Origin of the sequence: Streptomyces sp. XM83C (assembly GCF_023072675.1) — a bacterium.
Classification (GTDB): domain Bacteria; phylum Actinomycetota; class Actinomycetes; order Streptomycetales; family Streptomycetaceae; genus Streptomyces; species Streptomyces thermocoprophilus.
Map to the genome: position 1 here is coordinate 1 of NZ_JALLGL010000467.1, position 3,190 is coordinate 3,190.

The 3,190-nt window shown below is 71.0% G+C and carries 1 protein-coding gene; it reads left to right on the plus strand.

Annotated features, from left to right (window positions below; all coding sequences use genetic code 11):
- The first annotated feature begins 102 nt into the window (after positions 1 to 102).
- Positions 103 to 2,829 (plus strand): DNA polymerase I, encoded by a 2,727-nt coding sequence (gene polA / locus MTQ10_RS29270; RefSeq protein ID WP_247473413.1) that lies wholly within the window; start codon positions 103 to 105, stop codon positions 2,827 to 2,829.
- Positions 2,830 to 3,190 lie beyond the last annotated feature (361 nt).

Here is a 3,190-nt window from a genome sequence, read left to right on the forward strand (position 1 = left end):
GCCCACTGACAACGCCCCCGGGTCCGCCGACGGCCCGGCGCCTGATACGGGCCGTCGGCGGACCCAGGGGGGTTGTCAGTGGGCCGTGGCAGGATCGGGGACGTGGCAGAGACAGCATCGAAGAAGACCGACAGCACGCCCGGCGCAGGCCGCCCGCGCCTGATGCTCATGGACGGGCACTCCCTGGCCTACCGCGCGTTCTTCGCGCTGCCCGCGGAGAACTTCACCACCGCGACGGGCCAGCCGACGAACGCGATCTACGGCTTCGCGTCGATGCTGGCCAACACGCTGCGTGACGAGGCGCCCACGCACTTCGCGGTGGCGTTCGACGTGTCCCGCAAGACGTGGCGGTCGGAGGAGTTCACCGAATACAAGGCGAACCGGTCGAAGACGCCCGACGAGTTCAAGGGGCAGGTGGAGCTGATCGGTGAGCTGCTCGACGCCATGCACGCCCCGCGTTTCGCGGTGGAGGGGTACGAGGCGGACGACATCATCGCCACGCTCGCCACGCAGGCCGAGGCCGAGGGCTTCGAGGTGCTGATCGTCACCGGTGACCGGGACTCCTTCCAGCTGGTCAGCGAGCACACCACGGTGCTGTATCCGACGAAGGGTGTCTCGGAGCTGACCCGGTTCACCCCTGAGAAGGTGTTCGAGAAGTACGGGCTGACGCCCGCCCAGTACCCGGACTTCGCGGCGCTGCGCGGCGACCCGTCCGACAACCTGCCGGGCATCCCCGGTGTCGGGGAGAAGACGGCCGCGAAGTGGATCAACCAGTTCGGGTCGTTCGCGGAGCTGGTCGAGCGGGTCGACGAGGTCAAGGGTAAGGCCGGGCAGAACCTGCGCGACCATCTGGAGGCCGTCAAGCTGAACCGCCGGCTGACGGAGATGGTGCGTACGGTCGAGCTGGACCGTACGGTCGCGGATCTGGAGCGCGCGCCGTACGACCGCAAGGCCGTCGCGATGGTGCTGGACACCCTGGAGATCCGTAACCCGTCGCTGCGGGAGCGGCTGTTCGCCGTCGACCCGGGCGCGGAGGAGGCGGAGACCACGCCGGTCGTCGCCGACGGTGTCACCGTCGACGGGACCGTTCTCGGCACGGGTGAGCTGGCGCCGTGGCTCGCCGAGCATGCCGGCGGGCCGCTCGGTGTGGCCACCGTGGACACATGGGCGCTGGGCACGGGCTCGGTCGCCGAGGTCGCGCTCGCCGCGGCCGACGGTGCCGCCGCCTGGTTCGACCCGGCGCAGCTCGACGAGGCCGACGAGCAGGCGTTCGCGGCCTGGCTGGCGGACGCGGACCAGCCGAAGGTGTTCCACAACGCCAAGGGCGCCATGCGGGTGTTCGCCGAGCACGGCTGGAGCGTCGACGGCGTCACCATGGACACCGCGCTCGCCGCCTACCTCGTCAAGCCCGGCCGCCGCTCCTTCGACCTGGATGCCCTGTCGATGGAGTACCTGCACCGTGAGCTGGCGCCGGCCGCCGCCGCGGACGGGCAGCTCGCGTTCGGCGCGGACGACGGCGCCGAGGCGGAGGCGCTGATGATCCAGGCGCGGGCCGTCCTCGATCTCGGGCAGGCGTTCGACACCAAGCTGGCGGAGGTCGGCGCCGCCGATCTGCTGCGCGACATGGAGCTGCCCACGTCCGCGCTGCTGGCCCGGATGGAGCGGCACGGCATCGCCGCCGACCGCGCCCACCTCGAAGCCATGGAGCAGATGTTCGCGGGGGCCGTGCAGCAGGCGGTGAAGGAGGCCCACGCGGCGGCCGGGCACGAGTTCAACCTGGGCTCGCCCAAGCAGTTGCAGGAGGTCCTCTTCGGCGAACTGGGCCTGCCCAAGACGAAGAAGACGAAGACCGGCTACACCACCGACGCCGACGCTCTGGCCTGGCTCGCCACACAGACCGACAACGAACTGCCGGTGATCATGCTGCGGCACCGGGAGCAGGCCAAGCTGCGCGTGACCGTCGAGGGCCTGATCAAGACGATCGCCGCGGACGGCCGTATCCACACCACCTTCAACCAGACGGTCGCCGCGACCGGCCGGCTGTCCTCCACCGACCCGAACCTGCAGAACATCCCGGTGCGCACCGACGAGGGTCGCGCGATCCGCCGCGGCTTCGTCGTCGGCGAGGGCTACGAGTCGCTGATGACGGCCGACTACAGCCAGATCGAGCTGCGGGTCATGGCGCACCTGTCGGAGGACGCCGGTCTCATCGAGGCGTTCACCTCCGGAGAGGACCTGCACACCACCGCCGCCTCCCAGGTGTTCGGTGTCGCACCCGACGCGGTCGACGCCGAGATGCGCCGCAAGATCAAGGCGATGTCGTACGGGCTGGCGTACGGGCTGTCCGCGTTCGGACTGTCGCAGCAGCTGAACATCGAGGCCGCCGAGGCGCGCGCTCTGATGGACGCCTACTTCGACCGGTTCGGCGGGGTGCGGGACTATCTGCGCCGGGTCGTCGACGAGGCCCGCGCCACCGGCTACACGGCGACGATCTTCGGGCGGCGCCGCTATCTGCCCGACCTGAACAGCGACAACCGTCAGCGTCGTGAGGCCGCCGAACGGATGGCGCTGAACGCGCCGATCCAGGGCACCGCAGCCGACATCGTCAAGATCGCCATGCTGAAGGTGGACGCCGCGCTGCGGGAGGCCGGCCTGACGTCGCGCATGCTGCTCCAGGTGCACGACGAGATCGTCCTGGAGATCGCCCCCGGGGAGCGGGCTGCGGCGGAGGAACTGGTCCGCCGTGAGATGGCGGGCGCCGTCGACCTGCGCGTCCCCCTCGGCGTCTCGGTCGGCGCCGGCCCGGACTGGGAGTCGGCAGCCCACTGACCCGCCCCGCCGGCACGGACGGGGCCCCTCGCGTCAGACACGCGGAGCGCCCCGTTGCGCGGGGCACGCGCAGGGGCCCGCTTCGTCGGGTTGGCGGCGGGGGAGGCGTTGCGGTGGCGGCATCGGCGTGTGCTTGCCTCGACGGCACGCCTTCGCCGGCGGTGCGGGCGTGGGGGCGCGCCATTCGGCTTGGGGTCGGTGGCGGCGCGTGCTTGCCTCCGGGGGTCCCGGTGTGGGGGGTGCCTCTATGTCCTTCGTCAAGGTGCCTGGGTTGGGTTGGAGGTGGTTTGGCTTGCTGGGGTCACGCGGCGAGTTCGACGGCCTTCGGTGTCCGGGATTGGTAGAAGGTGCCGTCGCGGAG